At 42.7% G+C, this 13,410-nt stretch carries 15 protein-coding genes and 1 riboswitch; of the genes, 12 read left to right on the top strand and 3 right to left on the bottom strand.

Going from position 1 to position 13,410, the window contains the following annotated elements; all coding sequences use genetic code 11:
• The first annotated feature begins 79 nt into the window (after positions 1–79).
• Together BN3282_RS08840 and BN3282_RS08845 are read left to right on the top strand one after the other, a co-directional pair.
• Positions 80–772, top strand: coding sequence for a nucleotidyltransferase domain-containing protein (locus tag BN3282_RS08840; protein WP_059068437.1), 693 nt, complete (start codon positions 80–82; stop codon positions 770–772).
• Positions 773–904: 132 nt separating this feature from the next.
• Positions 905–2,194, top strand: a complete 1,290-nt coding sequence (locus tag BN3282_RS08845) for an aspartate aminotransferase type Ic (protein ID WP_059068439.1) — start codon at positions 905–907, stop codon at positions 2,192–2,194.
• 96 nt (positions 2,195–2,290) lie between these two features.
• Here the strand turns inward: BN3282_RS08845 and BN3282_RS08850 are convergent, their stop codons facing one another.
• A complete protein-coding gene (locus BN3282_RS08850; protein ID WP_059068441.1) occupies positions 2,291–2,602 on the bottom strand; it encodes a heavy metal-binding domain-containing protein in 312 nt (103 codons plus the stop codon).
• Between the two features lie 123 nt (positions 2,603–2,725).
• Complete coding sequence (locus BN3282_RS08855; RefSeq protein ID WP_059068443.1) at positions 2,726–3,733, bottom strand: YeiH family protein; 1,008 nt, start codon at positions 3,731–3,733, stop codon at positions 2,726–2,728.
• A 340-nt stretch (positions 3,734–4,073) separates the two neighbouring features.
• Here BN3282_RS08855 and BN3282_RS08860 point away from each other — a divergent pair, with 340 nt between their 5' ends.
• From BN3282_RS08860 to BN3282_RS08870, 3 genes are read left to right on the top strand one after another with little or no spacing between them, the layout of a single operon-like run.
• On the top strand, positions 4,074–4,952 hold the full coding sequence (locus BN3282_RS08860; RefSeq protein ID WP_059068445.1) for a LysR family transcriptional regulator: 879 nt from the start codon (positions 4,074–4,076) through the stop codon (positions 4,950–4,952).
• Between the two features lie 43 nt (positions 4,953–4,995).
• The gene (locus tag BN3282_RS08865) at positions 4,996–5,742 is read left to right on the top strand and encodes an ABC transporter ATP-binding protein (protein WP_059068446.1); all 747 of its coding nucleotides are present in this window, start codon (positions 4,996–4,998) and stop codon (positions 5,740–5,742) included.
• Positions 5,732–6,652: a SufB/SufD family protein gene (locus BN3282_RS08870; protein WP_059068448.1), complete on the top strand. Its 921-nt coding sequence runs from the start codon at positions 5,732–5,734 to the stop codon at positions 6,650–6,652. The genes BN3282_RS08865 and BN3282_RS08870 overlap by 11 nt, the downstream gene beginning before the upstream one ends.
• Before the next feature lie 87 nt (positions 6,653–6,739).
• Here BN3282_RS08870 and BN3282_RS08875 read toward each other — a convergent pair whose 3' ends face one another.
• Complete coding sequence (locus BN3282_RS08875; RefSeq protein ID WP_059068449.1) at positions 6,740–7,219, bottom strand: YbaK/EbsC family protein; 480 nt, start codon at positions 7,217–7,219, stop codon at positions 6,740–6,742.
• A 263-nt stretch (positions 7,220–7,482) separates the two neighbouring features.
• On the opposite strand from BN3282_RS08875, the gene thiW reads away from it, so the two are divergent.
• From thiW to BN3282_RS08910, 7 genes are all read left to right on the top strand, one after another.
• Entirely contained in the window at positions 7,483–7,995 is a 513-nt protein-coding gene (gene thiW / locus BN3282_RS08880; RefSeq protein WP_059068451.1) for an energy coupling factor transporter S component ThiW, read from the top strand.
• A riboswitch (TPP riboswitch) is annotated at positions 7,993–8,104 on the top strand. (Overlaps the previous gene by 3 nt.)
• Before the next feature lie 63 nt (positions 8,105–8,167).
• Positions 8,168–8,989 carry a hydroxyethylthiazole kinase gene (gene thiM, locus BN3282_RS08885; protein WP_059068453.1) on the top strand — a complete coding sequence of 274 codons (822 nt, stop codon included), beginning with the start codon at positions 8,168–8,170 and terminating at the stop codon, positions 8,987–8,989.
• A complete protein-coding gene (gene thiE / locus BN3282_RS08890; RefSeq protein ID WP_059068456.1) occupies positions 8,976–9,620 on the top strand; it encodes a thiamine phosphate synthase in 645 nt (214 codons plus the stop codon). The genes thiM and thiE overlap by 14 nt, the downstream gene beginning before the upstream one ends.
• Positions 9,621–9,625: 5 nt before the next feature.
• Positions 9,626–10,288 carry an HAD family hydrolase gene (locus BN3282_RS08895; RefSeq protein ID WP_059068457.1) on the top strand — a complete coding sequence of 221 codons (663 nt, stop codon included), beginning with the start codon at positions 9,626–9,628 and terminating at the stop codon, positions 10,286–10,288.
• Positions 10,289–10,310: 22 nt separating this feature from the next.
• The gene (gene thiD, locus BN3282_RS08900) at positions 10,311–11,126 is read left to right on the top strand and encodes a bifunctional hydroxymethylpyrimidine kinase/phosphomethylpyrimidine kinase (protein WP_059068459.1); all 816 of its coding nucleotides are present in this window, start codon (positions 10,311–10,313) and stop codon (positions 11,124–11,126) included.
• 111 nt (positions 11,127–11,237) lie between these two features.
• Entirely contained in the window at positions 11,238–12,776 is a 1,539-nt protein-coding gene (locus BN3282_RS08905) for a Na+/H+ antiporter NhaC family protein (RefSeq protein WP_059068461.1), read from the top strand.
• Entirely contained in the window at positions 12,769–13,401 is a 633-nt protein-coding gene (locus BN3282_RS08910) for a C39 family peptidase (RefSeq protein WP_059068463.1), read from the top strand. The genes BN3282_RS08905 and BN3282_RS08910 overlap by 8 nt, the downstream gene beginning before the upstream one ends.
• The last annotated feature ends 9 nt before the right edge of the window (positions 13,402–13,410 follow it).

Consider the following 13,410-nt stretch of genomic DNA (forward strand, 5'->3'; position numbering starts at 1 on the left):
TGTATAAAAGCTCTGACAGCCAGGTTTATGCCTGATTCTGTCAGAGTTTTTCGTATAGATTAAAAAGGAGAAAATATAGATGGGATTTCAAATTTATGAATGGCTGGAGATGTATGCAGAGGCAGTAGATAGGACTTTTGGATACAGAGTATGGTTTTTAGGAGTGCAGGGAAGTTATGCACGAGGAGAAGGAACGCAGGACAGTGATATAGATGTTGTACTGGTATTAGATAAACTGCTTGCCGCTGACCTTCGTATTTATAGAAACATGCTGGATGAACTGCCGTATAGAGAAAAAACATGTGGTTTTATTTCCGGCAGACAAGAACTGGAGAATTGGACGAAAGCAGATTTGTTTCAGTTCTGCCATGACACCGTGCCGTTAAAGGGAAGCCTTGAAAATATACTGTCTGCAGTGACAGAGAACGATATAAGAGAGGCAGTACATATGGGAGCGTGTAATATTTATCATGGCGCATGCCATAATATTGTCCATGAACGGCAGAAAGAAATCACACAGTCTTTATATAAGTCGGCAGTTTTTGTATTACAGGCAAAATATTTTCTGGAAAGTCAGGTGTATATCAGTAAAAGAGCGGAATTATTTGTAAAACTGTCGGGGAAAGACCGGGAAATCCTATATATAGCCATGCAGATGAAAAAGGAACTGGATGGACAGAAAGGAACATTGGATGAAGCCGACCAAAAACTGATTGATTGGGCGTCGGATATAATATACAAAATGAATAATATGAAAATAAATAAGTCATAATATACAGTTGTTTAGTTGAAAAAGTGCTTTTGAATCATGATAAAATGCAAGAAATGATTGACTGAACTTCATTTTGGCGATACAATAACATGCAGTGAGATAAAATGCACAAAGAAAATGGAGGAGTACGAAATGACAGCATATAAAGCATTGAGCCGGGAAGAATTAAAACAAGTCAAGGAGGAACTAGAGCAGCAGTTTGCAGAAGTAAGGGCAAGAGGACTTAAAATGGATATGTCCAGAGGAAAACCATCGGCAGAACAATTGGAACTTTCTGTGGGAATGCTTGATACGGTAAACAGCAAGAGCTCCCTGCTTTGTGAGAATGGAATGGATGCAAGAAATTATGGGATATTGGATGGGATACCGGAGGCGAAGAAACTGTTTGCGGATATAATGGAAACAGAGCCGGAGAATGTGATCGTATTTGGTAATTCCAGCCTGAATATCATGTATGATACGGTGGCACGTTCTATGCTGCACGGCGTGATGGGCTGTACTCCTTGGTGCAAGCTGGATAAAGTGAAATTCTTATGTCCTGTTCCCGGATATGACAGACATTTTGGGATTACGGAACATTTTGGGATTGAAATGATCAATATTCCCATGCGCGAGGATGGACCGGATATGGATATGGTAGAGGATCTTGTCAATACGGATGCTTCTGTAAAAGGGATCTGGTGTGTGCCAAAATATTCCAATCCACAGGGAATCACATATAGTGATGAAACAGTCCGCCGTTTCGCACATTTGCAGCCGGCAGCAGAGGATTTCAGAATTTACTGGGACAATGCGTATTGTGTGCATCATCTATATGAAGATAAACAAGATCAGATTTTGGAAATATTAGAAGAATGTAAAAAAGCAGGTCGTCTGGATATGGTATATAAGTTTTCCTCTACATCCAAGATCAGTTTTCCGGGCGCGGGAATTGCAGCGTTGGCGGCATCAGAAGCTAACCTAAAAGATGTGAAAAATACAATGAAAATGCAGACTATAGGGCATGACAAGATCAATCAACTCCGACACGTGAGATTTTTCAAAGATTTGGATGGTATCCATGCACATATGAAAAAGCATGCAGAAATCATCCGTCCGAAATTTGAGGCTGTCCTTTCGGCTTTAGAAAGAGAACTGGGGGATCTTGAGATTGGAAGGTGGATTGCGCCAAGAGGCGGGTATTTTATCTCCTTTGAGGCAATGGATGGCTGCGCCAAAGCAATCGTGGCAAAAGCCAAGGAAGCAGGACTTGTGATGACCGAAGCAGGTGCAACGTATCCATATGGGAAAGATCCCCATGACAGCAATATTCGGATCGCGCCGACCTATCCGACGTTGGAAGAATTAAAAGAGGCAGCAGAAATTTTTGTGCTGAGTGTAAAATTAGTAAGCGCAGAAAAATTGTTGGAAGAAAGTATATAGCATGCTATTTAAAAAAGCAAGATAATCCGAGCATAAGAAAAGGAGATGCATCTTCAGTGGATAAAAATAGTGAAGAGGCATCTCCTTTTCTTATGCTTATTTAAATTTTACTGCTGTGCCATAGGCCATCACTTCTGCGGCTCCCTGTGCGATAGAACTGGAGGCGAAGCGCATGGCAACGACGGCGTCGGCAGAAAAACGTTCTGCATCCTCTAGCATGCGTTCATAGGCGATATCCCGTGCTTGATTCATCATGTCTACATAAGATTTCATCTCGCCGCCGACCAGGTTTTTAAAAGAACTTCCTATATCCCGGCCGATATTTTTACATTGGATCGTACTTCCTTTTACCAGCCCCAGTACCTCAAAATTCTGACCCGGTATTGTTTCAGTGGTTACTACTAACATGATGATAGCCCTCCTTATCCAAATAAAAATGTGTCTGTTACATAATAATATAATTATTATAGCATGGTTTTGTGTTCTGGAAAATGATATTTCTGCTGTTTTTATTATGGCAGGGTCCCGTTTCTACCATAAACCGAGTATATGCTGCATGCACAAACTTACAAAAGTGATCCCGATCCAACAGCAGAAACCGGTAAAAATTGGTTTTGCGCCGGTACGGACAAGCTGGATGATATTTGTATGCAATCCGATCGCTGCCATGGCCATGACGATCAGAAATTTGCTTAGTTCTTTTAGAGGGGCAGTCACTTCATAGGGGAGCTGGAATATGGTAGTGACCACGCTGGCGAGTATAAAAAAGAGAACAAAGAACGGAAAAGATTTTTTCAGGCTAAAAGTAGAATCTTTTCTGTTTTTTTCTTTTCGGCCTCGCCAGAGAGCAAGAGTCAATGTGATAGGAATGATCGCCAGTGTCCGTGTCATTTTGACGATTGCGGCAGCTTCTAGTGTGTGGCTTGCGTGTATGCCGTCCCAGGCGGCGGCAGCGGCTGTGACAGAGGAAGTATCATTGATCGCGGTTCCAGCGAATAAACCGAATCCTTCATTGCTGAGCCCAAGAAGACCTCCCAGCGTGGGAAATAGGAGAGCGGCAAGGACATTGAAAAGAAAAATAACAGAGATAGACTGTGCTACGTCTTCGTCAGAAGCATCAATGACCGGAGCGGTAGCGGCGATAGCGCTTCCTCCGCAGACAGAAGAACCGACGCCTACGAGGATCGCGCTGTCTGGTGTTAATTTTAATACCTTATAGAGAAAAAAGGCAATGAGTAGAGAAACAGAGATTGTAGAAAGGATAATAGGGAGTGACTGTCTGCCTTTTGCCAGTATTTCTGTCAGATTCATGCCGAAACCTAAAAAAACGACAGCTGCCTGTAAGATTTTTTTAGATGTATAGTGGATCCCCGGAGCAAATTTTTCTTTTTGCGGCATGAATAAAGTAAGGATCATTCCAATCAAGATAGAAAATACAGGCCCTCCGACGACAGGAAAACGTTGACCTAAAAACCAGGCTGGGAACGAGATGAATAGACAAAGAAGCAGACCTGCACCATTTTTTTTAATAAAGTTCATACTATATTCCTCCATAGATGATGATAAAAATTTCAGCAACAGGCGAGGCAGGGTTATACGCAAGATTGCTGTTGAAAAAAGCATACCATAAAGAGAACATAAAATATAATTATATATCTTTATTTTATAATAAATATATGTTATGATAAATACAGGGAGTAATTACTATAAAGCTGATAAGGTCAGCATATATAGGGTGCGGGCTGTTCTGATCGGAATATCCCGCATCTTGTTTCAATAGGACGCTATATACCTGTTTGGGCATCCCGCAATTTGTGCCTTACAGGGCTGACGGGCTATGCCCGATAAGGTATAGGATAGAAATATAAGAGGGGTCTATATGCTTGATTTTCGTATGGAAACATTTTTAAAAGTCTGCCACTGCATGAATTTTACAAGGGCAGCAGAAGAACTTCACATTACACAGCCGGCAGTTTCACAGCATATCCACTATCTGGAGAAATACTACCATACGAAATTATTTCTCTATGAAGGGAAAAAACTGCGTTTGACGAATGCGGGCGAACTGCTTAGAAATGCATCTATGACAATGAAACATGATGAGCTTTCTCTCCAGAATGAAATGAGAAAGGAAGGGGAAGAATTAAAAGAGATACGCTTTGGGGCGACACGTACGGTAGGAGATGCATTGATGGGGAAGATACTGGCAAAGTATCTGGCCTCGTATCCGGATGCGAAGATACACATGGAAGTGGAAAATACGAATATGCTGCTGAACAGATTGGATGAAGGGCAGATTGATTTTGCGATCGTGGAAGGGTTTTTTAAGAAAAGAGAATATGATTTTATGCATTATTCAACAGAAGCATATATTGCTGTCTGTGGGCAGAGGTATGCGTTTGTAAAGAAACCGGAAAAAATAGAAGATTTATTCGGAGAACGTCTTCTGCTGCGGGAAGCGGGTTCCGGTACAAGAGAAGTACTGGAGCGGTTTTTGAGTTCACAGAATTTTAGCCTGGATGATTTTAAGAAATGTGTGGAAGCAGGAAGCCTGCAGACCATTAAAGAGTTGACAAAAGCAGGATGTGGTATTACATTTTTATATGAAGTTGCTGTAAAAGATGAACTGGAAAAGGGCGAGATACAAAAAATCGATCTGCCGGATTTTCAGGTGTCTCATGACTTTACGTTTCTCTGGCGTCGGGGGAGTATTTACGCAGAGCGCTACAGAGAGATATTTCAGAGATTTGCGATATGAAGAACGCAGTATACGCAAGATTATAAAAAAGGAAGTGATGTAGGTGTTACAGGTAGAGCATTTATCTTATGATATAGTAGAAGAAGGACGGCAGTCGGAGATTTTATCCGACGTTAGTTTTACCGTTCAGGATGGAGAGATGCTGGTCATTACGGGACCAAATGGAGGCGGCAAATCTACGCTGGCAAAAGTGTTGATGGGAATCAACAAAGAAACTGCAGGAAAGATTTATCTGGATGGACAGGATATTACAGCTCTTTCAATAGATGAGCGAGCAAAAGCGGGGATCGGATTTGCCTTTCAGCAGCCTCCCCGCTTTAAAGGGATGACTGTGAGGCGGCTTTTATCTCTTGCCGCGGGCAGGACATTGGATGAAAAGACTTGCTGTGAACTGTTGAGCAGTGTAGGGTTGTGTGCGAGAGAATATATAGACAGAGAAGCAGATGCTACATTGTCGGGCGGAGAAATGAAACGGATTGAAATTGCTACGGTCCTTGCGAAGCACCATGCGCTTTGTATTTTTGACGAGCCGGAAGCCGGGATCGATCTGTGGAGTTTTTCTATGCTGATCAAACGTTTTGAACAGATCCACAGAGAAAAAAAGGAAAGTCTTATTTTAATCTCTCATCAGGAGCGGATCATTGAGATGGCGGATCGCATTATGGTGATTGCGGATGGAAAGAAAAAAAGCATCGGTACGGCACAAGAAATCATGCCAGAGTTATTTGGACATGCAATGGATGCCTGTGAATGTCGTAAGCAAAAAGGAGGGGAACTCTATGGAGCTTGATAAAGTGACGCAGGATGTGCTGGATGTGATAGATTCCTATGGATTTAAACAGAAGGGCGCATATAATTTAAGGTTAAACGGGATGGCTGTATGTCACGGTGACAGCAGACACATCCATATAGTGAAAAAGGAAGACAGACCAGGTATTGATATCCATATCAGCGGCGAGGCAAAAAACGAGCAGGTACACATTCCGGTTGTTATGTCAAAGGAAGGTGTAGATGTCGTATATAATGATTTCTATATAGAAGATGGAGCGGATGTCACCATTATCGCCGGATGTGGGATTCATGGAGAAGGATGCAGCGAGACGAGGCATGACGGTATCCATACTTTCCATGTAGGGGAAAACGCCAATGTAAAATATATAGAGAACCACTATGCACAAGGAGACGGCACGGGGAAAAAAGTGTTGAATCCAGTTACAAAAATATACGTAGGTGAGAACTCTGTGTTTACACTTGAGACTTCACAGATTAAGGGCGTTGATTCTACAGAAAGAGAAAATTATATTGAACTGGCAGAAAACGCTAAGCTTTTTGTGACGGAGAAGCTGATGACACATGAAGAACAGACAGCAATCTCGAATATGGATGTGCAGCTGATGGGAGAAAATAGTTCTGCCAGGATTGTGTCACGTTCTGTTGCAAAAGGGAAATCCAGACAGGTGTTCCATCCGAAAGCAATCGGAAACAATCTCTGCCATGCACATGTGCAGTGTGATTCTATCATCATGGATGAAGCAGAGATCAGTTCCATTCCGGAGATTAACGCAAGGCATGTGGATGCGCAGATCGTACATGAAGCGGCAATTGGAAGGATCAATGATGAACAGCTGATCAAACTGCGGACATTCGGACTCAGCGAGGAAGAGGCAGAGGCAGTGATCATCGAAAATTTCTTGAAATAAAAAAAGGGGGATGACAGACGGTATGGTATTTCTAACAACCGTGGTCATTCCCTTTTTGTTATGTTTTGAAAGTTTTTCCTGAGAGTGTCAGACAGAGGGTGTCTTACACACGTCGATCCAGTCTGCGGCTTCTGCAAATTTTTCTAATTCTTCACAGGTCACTTCTACTGCGGAATTTGCGCTCCCCGCAGCGGGGAATACGGTGGAAAAGCGCTTTAGGGACACGTCCAGATACGTCGTGACTGAGGAGGGATTTCCAAAAGGACATACTCCTCCGACGGCGTGTCCGGTGTAGGTTTCGACATCTTCAGGAGATAACATTTTAGCTTTCATGCTAAAGAAATGTTTAAATTTACTATTGTCTATTTTTGTGTCTCCTGCAGTTACAATAAGGATGGCAGTATCTCTTTCCTTAGTATAGAAAGAAAGTGTTTTGGCAATACGTGCAGGTTCTACACCGGCGGCTTGTGCCGCAAGATCAACAGTTGCACTGGAAGATGAAAATTCAATAATTTCTTTGGATATATTTTTGTTTTTAAAATAATCTTTAACAATCTGAACAGACATTGTGATCTCCTTTATTTTTCCTGTTATTTATGATATAGGATACCAAGTTTACTATTGTGTATTATAACAGAAGTATCTTTACAGTAAAAGAGGATTGTGGTAAGATATGGGCGGATATCTGACAAAGAGTTTTCTCAGGCGGGGAGCGCCGTTTGGGTTTTTACTGTACCGGCGTACGAGGTACGAAAATAACCTGCGAGGGAATCCGTGTTCCGGAGTGAGAGGATACCAAGGAGTATCGACCGTTATTTCAGGAGGTTAACATGAAAAACATCAATGTAAAAAAGCTTGCTTTGGCAGGCATTCTTGTAGCTGTCGGTATTGTCTGTTCTCCGCTGTCTATTCCGGTGGGCGCGTCAAAATGTGCCCCAGTCCAGCATTTTATCAATATATTGGGCGGCGTCTTTTTAGGACCGGGGTATGCGGTAGGGATGGCGTTTGTAACGAGTCTTTTGCGTAATTTGATGGGAACCGGGACACTGTTGGCATTTCCGGGATCCATGTGCGGAGCGTTTCTCTGTGGTATGTTATATAAGTATGGGAAACATCTGCCTTATGCATATGTAGGTGAACTGTTCGGTACATCAGTGATCGGAGGGATTTTAAGTTATCCGGTTGCAGCGTTTCTGATGGGAAGCGACAGCGCTGTTTTTGGTTTCGTGATTCCATTTTTTATTTCTAGTTTTGGCGGCACGATACTGGCAGTTGTTCTCGTTACTGTGATGAAAAGAATGAAAGTGTTGGATATATATCTGGGAAATTTGAATTATCAATAGAAATAACAGGGGAGCTTGCGCAGCAGGCAGGCTGAGAGTAGACGAATGTGTCTAGACCCGTGACCTGATTTGGATAATGCCAACGTAGGGAATATATAAACGCATTCGCAGCGGGTATACCTCATTGGTATACCCGCTTTTATCGAATAAGAAGTATAGGAGGATCTATCATATGATAAAAAAGTGCATGCAGCAAGTGAGAAAAACTGCTCCTTTGGTACATAATATTACAAATTATGTTACGGTAAATGATGTGGCGAATATATTGCTGGCCTGTGGAGGAAGTCCGATCATGTCGGATGAGGCAGAAGATGTGGAGGACATTACATCTATCTGCGGCGGACTTAATATCAATATTGGAACTTTGCACAAAACAAGTATAGAAGGAATGTTTAAGGCAGGAAGAAAGGCAAATGTATTGGGGCATCCTGTCCTGCTGGATCCGGTGGGGGCAGGCGCCAGTGCGCTTAGAACGAATACGGCGCTGAGATTGCTGAAGGAAATCCAACTGACCGCTATCCGTGGAAATATGTCGGAGATCAGGACGCTGGCAAATGGCAGCGGGACGACAAAGGGGGTAGATGCAGACATAGCAGATATCGTGAAAGAAGAGAATCTGGAAGAAGCGGTTGCTTTTGTGAAAAAATTTGCGGATGAAACGAAGACGATCATTGCTGTCACAGGGGCCATTGATCTTGTATCAGATGGAAAACAATGTTATGTGATACGAAATGGACGTCCGGAGATGGGGAAGGTTACCGGAACCGGATGTCAGTTATCCGGCATGATGACAGCATATCTGACAGCGAATCCGGAGAATCATCTGGAAGCTGCCGCAGCAGCAGTCTGTGCAATGGGACTTGCCGGGGAGATTGGGTTTGGTTATATGTGCAAAGGAGATGGAAATGCGACATATCGCAGCCGTATCATCGATGCAGTTTATAATATGACAGGAGAAGAATTAGAAAGAGGTGCAAAGTATGAGGTGCTCTAAAAAAGATCTACTTCTTTATGCGGTGACAGACAGAAGATGGCTGCATGGAAAGAGACTTTGTGAACAAGTGGAAGAAGCCTTAAAAGGAGGCGCGACATTTATACAGCTCAGGGAAAAAAATCTGGAAGAAGCCGCATTTTTAAAAGAGGCAGAAACGATAAAAGAACTTTGCAGCCAGTATAAAGTCCCGTTTGTGATCAATGATAATGTAGAAATCGCAAAAGCGGTTGACGCAGATGGAGTGCACGTAGGTCAAAGTGATATGGAAGCGCTGCATGCACGAGAAATACTGGGCGAGGATAAGATCATCGGTGTATCGGCGCAGACAGTAGAGCAAGCTGTAAAAGCAGAAAAAAATGGCGCAGATTATTTGGGAGTAGGAGCAGTATTTGCTACAGGTTCTAAGGCAGACGCAAAAGAAGTCGATCATGAGACGCTAAAAGAAATCTGTGCGGCAGTAAATATTCCGGTGATCGCGATCGGCGGGATTGGCGAAGCAAACGTTATGAGACTAAAAGGAAGTGGAATCTGCGGTATAGCAGTCATCAGTGCTGTCTTTGCACAGTCAGATATACAAAATGCAGCAAAGAGACTGCGTGATCTGACCAAAGAAATGATAGGTGAAAGATAAAGAAAATGATAAAAGGTATCGTATTTGATGTGGATGGAACGCTTTTAAATTCCATGCCTGTTTGGGAAAACTTAGGAGAATTATATTTGAAGAGTTTAGGGATAGCGGCAGAAAAAGATCTTCGAAATATCCTCTTTGAGATGAGTTTGGAGGAAGGCGCTGCATATCTGATCAAAACATATGGACTCGCGCTCACGGAAACGGAGGTGGTAAGTGGCCTGAACAGACGGGTAGAAGAGTTTTACAGAGAGAAAGTTCCTCTGAAAGAAGGCGTAAGACAATATCTGGATGAATTTAAAGCGAGAAAAATACCCATGACGATCGCGACATCCGGAGATAGGCAAAATGCAGAAGCAGCATTAAAAAGATTAAGAGTTTCTTCTTATTTCCAAGGGATTTTTACATGTGCTGAGATAGGAAGCAGTAAATCGCAGCCGGATATTTATCTGGCCGCAGCGCTGCAGATGGATACAGAACCTGAAAATACATGGGTATTTGAAGATGCGTACCACGCTGTCCTAACGGCGAAGAAAGCAGGTTTTAAGACGGTTGCCGTATATGACAAGGCAAATGACAGAAATCTTGCAAGAATATGGAATACGGCGGATATTTATTTGGCCGCATATACGGATTTCGCGTTGGTTTATAAAAGAATGGCTGGAGAATGAAAGAAAAGAGAGGAAAAGTACGATGAAAACTGCATTGACGATCGCTGGAAGCGACTGCAGCGGAGGAGCCGGAATACAGGCTGATATTAAAACAATGATGGCAAATGGGGTATTCGCTATGAGTGCTGTGACAGCCCTGACTGCACAGAATACAACTGGGGTGGCAGGAATCCTGGAGGTGACTGCCGGGTTTTTGAAGGAACAATTAGACTGTATATTTAACGATATACGCCCGGATGCTGTAAAGATTGGAATGGTATCGTCCGGTGAGCTGATACGGGCAATAGCAGAAAAGTTAAAAGAGTATCACGCTGTACATATCGTAGTCGATCCGGTGATGGTGGCGACGAGCGGGGCAAAATTGATCAGTGACGATGCGATAGATATATTGAAAGAAGAACTGTTAGGGATCGCGGATATACTGACTCCGAATATCCTGGAGGCAGAAGTGCTGGCAGAAATGCCGATAAGAACAGAAGAAGATATGATAAAAGCAGCAGAAAAAATCGGCCGGTATTACCACTGCGCAGTGCTTTTAAAAGGTGGACATCAGTTAAACGACGCCAATGATCTGCTGTATCGGGAAGCAACGTACAGATGGTTTTACGGGAAACGAATCTCGAATCCGAACACTCATGGAACAGGATGTACTTTATCCAGCGCAATTGCCTCAAATCTGGCAAAAGGCTTTCCTATGGATATATCGGTAGAACGCGCGAAAAGCTATATTTCAGGAGCATTGGGAGCTATGTTGGATCTGGGGGCAGGCAGCGGACCTATGGACCATGCTTTTGCTATTACCGGAGAATATGTAAAAGAAGCAGAAAAATACAGGTAGTAAAAGTAAGAAAAAGATTGTATATTGCCGAAATATTCGATATTATGTATATAATGCCAATTCATAAATGGTATGTCCGAATTCTATAAAAGAAGAGAGAGAGGGTTTTTCATGGACAGTTCAATTTTTATTGGAACATGGTGGTCGTTGGTACCGCCGCTGCTGGCAATATTGCTTGCTTTTATTACAAAGGAGGTATATAGTTCACTTTTTATAGGGGTTGCTGTGGGCGCATTGCTGTATGCAGGCTTTAATCCCTGGAATGCATTTGTATCTTTCTTTGACATCATGAAGGAGAGTATGAATTTAAATATTTTGATATTTGATGTATTGCTCGGTATGATCATCGTACTGATGGCGAAATCAGGCGGCTCGGCGGCATATGGAAAGTGGGCAGGGAAAAAGATCAAGAGCAAAAAAAGTGCGCTGCTTGCGACGACTGGATTGGGCGTATTAATATTTGTGGACGATTATTTTAATTGTCTGACAGTAGGTTCGGTCATGCGTCCTGTGACAGATCGTTATAAAGTTTCTAGAGCAAAGCTTGCCTATATTATCGATGCAACGGCAGCTCCGGTTTGTATCATCGCTCCAATCTCCAGCTGGGCGGCAGCGGTGAACTCTTATGTGCCTGAAGATGCGGGGATTACTGGTTTTCAACTTTTTTTGCGCACGATTCCGTATAATTTATATGCAATTCTGACAATTGCGATGGTATTGTTTATCATTATTTCGGGTTTTGACTTTGGATTGATGAAAAAGCACGAAAGAAACGCGGCCAAAGGAGACTTGTTTACAAGCGGCGGAGAAGAATTTGATAAAATTGAAGAAGAATCTGGCTCTAAGCAGGGGAAAGTGATCGATCTTATACTTCCGGTCGCAGTTCTGATCGTGTCTGCGATAGGAGCAATGATCTATACTGGCTTTCTGGGCGGAGCAACGGATCTGATCACGGCTTTTTCTGGTTGTGATGCAGAGACAAGCCTTATTTTTGCGACAATGGTGACAGTATTGTTTATGTTTCTTTTGTATATGCCGCGAAAAGTGATCACATTTAAAGGCTTTATGGATAGTTTTGTAGAAGGGTTTAAACTGATGATACCTGCAGTTGCGATCTTGATTTTTGCCTGGTCCTTAAAAGGGATGGGAGATGCTTTGGGAATTGCAGATTTCGTGGGAGAAGTTGTAGGAAAGAATGCACAGGCAAGTATTTTTATACCGGTGATCATGTTTGCAGTTGCGATCTTTTTAGCATTTTCAACGGGAACTTCCTGGGGAACATTCGCGATTCTAGTGCCGATCGTCGTTGCCATGTTCTCATCTGCTTCGAATATGGATATGATGGTCATTGCAGTTTCAGCTGTACTTGCCGGAGCAGTATGCGGAGATCATGTGTCACCAATATCTGATACGACCGTTATGTCTTCAGCAGGAGCGCAGAGCAATCATATCAACCATGTTTCTACACAGATGCAGTATGCAGCGGTCGTAGCAGGTGTGTGTGTAGCAGGATATATCATTGCAGGGATAGTTAAAGTATGGTGGATAACGCTCGGCGCCAGCTTTATCCTATTGCTTGCAGTCTTGTTTGGCATGAAGATGTTTTCAGAACGTTCCAAGAAGGAACAGAAGGTGGAAAAAAATGCTTAGGATAGATGTGCCGTATATAGATCAGAGCAAAAGGTATCCAACCGGTTGTGAAAGTGTTTCCGCAACTATGCTTTTACAGTTCCTGGGCATAGAGATTACGGTGGATGAGTTTATCCAGAAGTACCTTGCATGCAGGGAGTTTCAATCTGTAGACGGGGAACTTTATGGACCGGATCCATATAAATATTTTTGCGGCAGCCCATATGATGAAGATTCTTTTGGCTGCTATGCTCCGGTCATCTGCCAGGCACTAAAGAAGGCGCTGCAGGATGCACATGAAAGGAAAATGTGTGGAGAACGGAAATGGATCGTGCTGGATGAAACGGGGCAATCTATGGAGTATCTCACAAATACTTATCTGGATAAAGGAATTCCGGTTATTTTATGGGCGTGTATCAATATGAGAGAGCCTATTGTGGGTCCACAGTGGAAACTTCTCGATTCAAAAGAAAGATTTACCTGGGTGTCAAATGAACACTGTATGCTTTTGACCGGATATGATGAAAAAGGATATTATTTTAATGACCCCTATGAAAATAATGGAGTTGTCTACTATGAAAAAGAACTTACAAACAATAGATATATAGCACAAAAAATGCAGGCGATAGGGATAAGGGAGATATAGATTCCAATC

The organism is Mediterraneibacter massiliensis (genome assembly GCF_001487105.1).
Classification (GTDB): Bacteria; Bacillota; Clostridia; order Lachnospirales; family Lachnospiraceae; genus Mediterraneibacter; species Mediterraneibacter massiliensis.

Bases quoted from the DNA above. Each gene is read 5' to 3' on its own strand.
- BN3282_RS08840 (WP_059068437.1), top strand. From the start codon at position 80: ATGGGATTTCAAATTTATGAATGGCTGGAGATGTATGCAGAGGCAGTA.
- BN3282_RS08845 (WP_059068439.1), top strand. From the start codon at position 905: ATGACAGCATATAAAGCATTGAGCCGGGAAGAATTAAAACAAGTCAAG.
- BN3282_RS08850 (WP_059068441.1), bottom strand. From the start codon at position 2,602: ATGTTAGTAGTAACCACTGAAACAATACCGGGTCAGAATTTTGAGGTA.
- BN3282_RS08855 (WP_059068443.1), bottom strand. From the start codon at position 3,733: ATGAACTTTATTAAAAAAAATGGTGCAGGTCTGCTTCTTTGTCTATTC.
- BN3282_RS08860 (WP_059068445.1), top strand. From the start codon at position 4,074: ATGCTTGATTTTCGTATGGAAACATTTTTAAAAGTCTGCCACTGCATG.
- BN3282_RS08870 (WP_059068448.1), top strand. From the start codon at position 5,732: ATGGAGCTTGATAAAGTGACGCAGGATGTGCTGGATGTGATAGATTCC.
- BN3282_RS08875 (WP_059068449.1), bottom strand. From the start codon at position 7,219: ATGTCTGTTCAGATTGTTAAAGATTATTTTAAAAACAAAAATATATCC.
- thiW (WP_059068451.1), top strand. From the start codon at position 7,483: ATGAAAAACATCAATGTAAAAAAGCTTGCTTTGGCAGGCATTCTTGTA.
- thiM (WP_059068453.1), top strand. From the start codon at position 8,168: ATGATAAAAAAGTGCATGCAGCAAGTGAGAAAAACTGCTCCTTTGGTA.
- thiE (WP_059068456.1), top strand. From the start codon at position 8,976: ATGAGGTGCTCTAAAAAAGATCTACTTCTTTATGCGGTGACAGACAGA.
- BN3282_RS08895 (WP_059068457.1), top strand. From the start codon at position 9,626: ATGATAAAAGGTATCGTATTTGATGTGGATGGAACGCTTTTAAATTCC.
- thiD (WP_059068459.1), top strand. From the start codon at position 10,311: ATGAAAACTGCATTGACGATCGCTGGAAGCGACTGCAGCGGAGGAGCC.
- BN3282_RS08905 (WP_059068461.1), top strand. From the start codon at position 11,238: ATGGACAGTTCAATTTTTATTGGAACATGGTGGTCGTTGGTACCGCCG.
- BN3282_RS08910 (WP_059068463.1), top strand. From the start codon at position 12,769: ATGCTTAGGATAGATGTGCCGTATATAGATCAGAGCAAAAGGTATCCA.